Here is a 3674-nt window from a genome sequence, read left to right on the forward strand (position 1 = left end):
GCTAAATAAACGCCTAAAAATAGACATATGATTCTGAGGGGCAGGGTTATTAGGGCTTTTTCCATAAATAAAACACTAGGCTCCTAACGCCCCGCATAAAGGGCAGCTAGCTGTGGGCTAAAATCGCGTGCAGCGCGAGCCCACAGGTAGATGTCCGCGCGAGCGAAGCGAGTTTTGATGCGTTTGTTAGGTACGTTGCTAAAACTGCCTTTCACAAGGTATTCCATCATTGTCACCATCCATTTTTGTATTTGGGCAATTTTCTAGAAAGAATTTAGCTTCTTCATAAGATGTCATTTGACTACAATATTGTCTACCGTCACAGCTGAATGACGAGGGGCTGGGCTTAATGAATGCCTCTTTTGGGGGCGTTGGAGACTGTAATTTTGCTGCATTTTGTTTGCTTTTTGAGTAAGTAATTACAGCTACCGCAACGATACAGAGAATTAAGAACTTCTTCAGCATTTAGTATTCCTCCTTGAGTACCTAACGCCCCAAGCAGGGGCAAGTACATGCAGGCTAAAATACGGAACGAAGTGACGGGAGCCTGCATGTAATTGTCCCGCTGACTTGGTTTGTTATGTTTGCGTGCTGCCGATACTACCTAGATTAAACATTTCGACTTGGCTTGGGTACTGGATTGTTTTGTATAAAACAGTATTGCCAGCACATAGAACGGTAACTTCATATGTATTTGCTGCATTTGCAACTGTGTAGTCTACGGAGAATTTCCCTTCTATTTCCCTAAATTGGTAGGAATAGTCTTTAGCATCAGTAGGTCTTACCTTTAAAGTGCATTTACTGCCGACAGTACCAGAAACAATTATTACGTTCTCTCCTGGTAGGTTGCCGCAGGCTGTCAGCAATGCAAGGAATAAAACTAAAAGTGTTAATTTCATCGGCAAACATAACACCCCCATAAGGGGCAATTACCTGTAGGCTAAAATACGGAGCGAAGCGAAGGGAGCCTACAGGTAAGTGTCCCAGCGCAGCGCGTTAATGGGCTTGTTAGGTTTTTCTCATAGATATTTCATACAGTGATTTAAAAGTCATTACCACTAAAAACAAACCCAGCATATAAGCAACACTCCACTTGTCGCCTTGAACGATCCAAAGATAAATAAGGCCTAGATGAATAACTACCAAAGCAGTGCATCTAAGTAGTAGGTTCTTAAAATAGTATGCACAAAAAGTGAGAATCATAATGTTATAAACGAGGTATAAAAAGAGAATCGTGAATACAACAGCGAGACTTAAGCCGCTGGAAAACATTTCAATTATTTCGAACTCTATCAAGACAATAACAAAGAGAAAGTTTATGACTATCGGAATCATTGAATTGCGTTCAGCCGCTACCAATTTGTTATGTAGCTGATTTTTTCTCTTTAAGTGCTCCAGAGTTTCCATAGAACCTAACGCCCCGCATAAAGGGCAGCTAGCTGTGGGCTAAAATTGCGCGTAGCGCGAGCCCACAGGTAGATGTCCGCGCGAGCGCAGCGAGTTTTAATGCGATTGTTAGCTGACATTGCCAATAACTACCGATGATTCTTGGTTAATAACGAATTGATATCCAAAAGCCAAGGTGATTGCAAATATACTTAGGACGTTTAGATATATTGACATTTGCTTATAGCTTCTTTCGTTATCTCTTTTATCGTAGTGGTCAATTACGGTTAGCAAAGCGTTAATAGCGCCCGAGACCAATGCAACGCAGAAGAGCAGCAGAGGCATGCCCGTTAATTCTATAGGGCCAGAGCCTCTTACGCCGGGATACACCAAAGCTTCATTAGTGACGCCATAGAGACACACAGCAATTAGAAACAGTGCCCAAACGATATTAAAAATTTGGGTCGATTTAGAAATTTTGTTCGGAGAGTAATCTTCCATGAATCCTCTTGGCAGCTAACACCCGCATAAAGGGCGATAACACATGGGCTAAAATCGGAACGAAGTGACGCAGCCCATGTGTTAGCGTCCCAGCGAGCCTGCGAGCGATTTAATGCCTTTGTTAGGCACTACTCATACCTCATAGCATAAATAAGGAGACTGGAGCCTATAAAATACAAAATTAGATATATCATTGATGAGAAGTCTTTAAACCAACTTATGTCAATATACTCTTGTTCTAATTCGTCTTTGTACTGGGATTCAATTGAGTTTAATAAAGTTTTGTATTCATTATATGTTTCAAGGCTTGAAACATTATTAGCAGAATCAAAAATAGCCTGGATGATTTCCTGTTTACTGCTTAAAGGCAGCTCAGTTGATATAAGCTGTACCGAGAAACCAGCTATGTTGTCCATTGCCGCTTTCTTTAATATTTCCCCATCCGCTACATCCGTTGCCAAAGCTTGAGTAAAAAAAAGATTTTCATAAAGTAATGCTGAATTATAGGCTGCGCTATAAGAAAGATATCCCTTAAAATAGCCTTCCATTTTTCCAACGTACTTGTTTACTAAGAATTGCTGAGTACTGAATGCAAAAAGAAGAATGGCAGTCCCTGCAATTTTATATCTTTTGCCTTTTTTCTTACTGGCGTAATTTCCCATAAAATTTTCTCGATGTTTAGTGATAGTGCCTAACACCTAAATATGGGGCACAAACAGGCAGGCTATAATGGCGGAGCCGCCTGCTTGTTTGTGTCCCAGCCCGCCTGCGGGCGACATGATTTTTTTGTTAGGTACGTGCATATTTAATCCACTGTACTTTTTGTGGTTAGACTAAAAATAATTGAGATGAGCATTAGAAATAAACCAATACATATACCAACTATAAAAACATCGTTGAGAAAGTTTGCTGCATCAACATGAGCATCCTCAATTCCTTGAACTAAGACAAGCCCAAGGCCTTCACCCACTTCTAATTCTCCGCTTGAAACTTTGTCCCTGAGTTCTAAGAGAATTTCGTTTTGTTTTAGGTTTTCAAGTTTAGATTCATTTAAATACAGTCCTAAAGCGCCTGCACCAACGAGAAGCATACTTGCCATCAAAACGAGTATGAAATATAAATTTGAACCTTTGATTTTCGGCATTCCTTGAAGTACCTAACGCCTAAATATGGGGCACATACAGACAGGCTATAATGGCGAAGCCGCCTGGCTGTTTGTGTCCCAGCCCGCCTGCGGGCGACATGATTTTTTTGTTATATGCCGCAACCTCAAGTCCCTGACTTAACACTTTTGTACTCTAGCCGATTTAAACTGCGCTGCCTATTGTAATCACTTACTGCTGCGATGCCGACAATAATAGAAATAGGCCAACCTACGATGATACCGAAACCAAACACCATGATTGTTGGGAGAATGGTGATTGAGAATACTATTCCGTACAGTTTACTAGAGTAAAACAAACCCAGAGGCCCGAAAATGATGTTGAGAATTAGCTGCACCAAATAACTTTTCTGTTCATTTTGATGATTCATTGGCACTACCTCAGCAAGTAATAATACGCTGGATACCGAAAGGCATATAACACCCCCATAAGGGGCAATTACCTGTAGGCTAAAATACGGAGCGAAGCGAAGGGAGCCTACAGGTAAGTGTCCCAGCGCAGCGCTTTAATGGGCTTGTTAGGTGACGTCGCCGCTAAAGAGCAAGGTTACCCCCAATAAATAACAAAGACAAAACGCAAACCAACCAAGTAAATATCCCTAAGAATAGCCACTTGAACCCTCTA

The 3674-nt window shown here is 41.2% G+C and carries 6 protein-coding genes; all 6 read right to left on the reverse strand.

All coding sequences use genetic code 11. The features are described from left to right. Nucleotides 1–198 precede the first annotated feature (198 nt). A complete protein-coding gene (locus tag CSH92_RS17430) occupies nt 199–465 on the reverse strand; it encodes an excalibur calcium-binding domain-containing protein (protein WP_100658782.1) in 267 nt (88 codons plus the stop codon). A gap of 113 nt (nt 466–578) precedes the next feature. Then, nucleotides 579–899, reverse strand: a complete 321-nt coding sequence (locus tag CSH92_RS16660; RefSeq protein WP_124916992.1) for a hypothetical protein — start codon at nt 897–899, stop codon at nt 579–581. Nucleotides 900–1515: 616 nt separating this feature from the next. After that, complete coding sequence (locus CSH92_RS16670; RefSeq protein ID WP_100658785.1) at nt 1516–1887, reverse strand: hypothetical protein; 372 nt, start codon at nt 1885–1887, stop codon at nt 1516–1518. Nucleotides 1888–2015: 128 nt separating this feature from the next. Continuing rightward, nucleotides 2016–2549, reverse strand: a complete 534-nt coding sequence (locus CSH92_RS16675; RefSeq protein WP_100658786.1) for a hypothetical protein — start codon at nt 2547–2549, stop codon at nt 2016–2018. A 143-nt stretch (nt 2550–2692) separates the two neighbouring features. Then, nucleotides 2693–3031, reverse strand: coding sequence for a hypothetical protein (locus CSH92_RS16680; RefSeq protein WP_100658787.1), 339 nt, complete (start codon nt 3029–3031; stop codon nt 2693–2695). A 125-nt stretch (nt 3032–3156) separates the two neighbouring features. After that, nucleotides 3157–3420 carry a hypothetical protein gene (locus tag CSH92_RS16685; RefSeq protein WP_100658788.1) on the reverse strand — a complete coding sequence of 88 codons (264 nt, stop codon included), beginning with the start codon at nt 3418–3420 and terminating at the stop codon, nt 3157–3159. Nucleotides 3421–3674: the final 254 nt, after the last annotated feature.

The organism is Neoalteromonas flava (assembly GCF_002807685.1).
In the GTDB taxonomy this organism is placed as follows: domain Bacteria; phylum Pseudomonadota; class Gammaproteobacteria; order Enterobacterales; family Alteromonadaceae; genus Alteromonas_E; species Alteromonas_E flava.

Bases quoted from the DNA above. Each gene is read 5' to 3' on its own strand.
- CSH92_RS16685 (WP_100658788.1), bottom strand. From the start codon at position 3,420: ATGAATCATCAAAATGAACAGAAAAGTTATTTGGTGCAGCTAATTCTC.
- CSH92_RS16660 (WP_124916992.1), bottom strand. From the start codon at position 899: ATGAAATTAACACTTTTAGTTTTATTCCTTGCATTGCTGACAGCCTGC.
- CSH92_RS16675 (WP_100658786.1), bottom strand. From the start codon at position 2,549: ATGGGAAATTACGCCAGTAAGAAAAAAGGCAAAAGATATAAAATTGCA.
- CSH92_RS17430 (WP_100658782.1), bottom strand. From the start codon at position 465: ATGCTGAAGAAGTTCTTAATTCTCTGTATCGTTGCGGTAGCTGTAATT.
- CSH92_RS16670 (WP_100658785.1), bottom strand. From the start codon at position 1,887: ATGGAAGATTACTCTCCGAACAAAATTTCTAAATCGACCCAAATTTTT.
- CSH92_RS16680 (WP_100658787.1), bottom strand. From the start codon at position 3,031: ATGCCGAAAATCAAAGGTTCAAATTTATATTTCATACTCGTTTTGATG.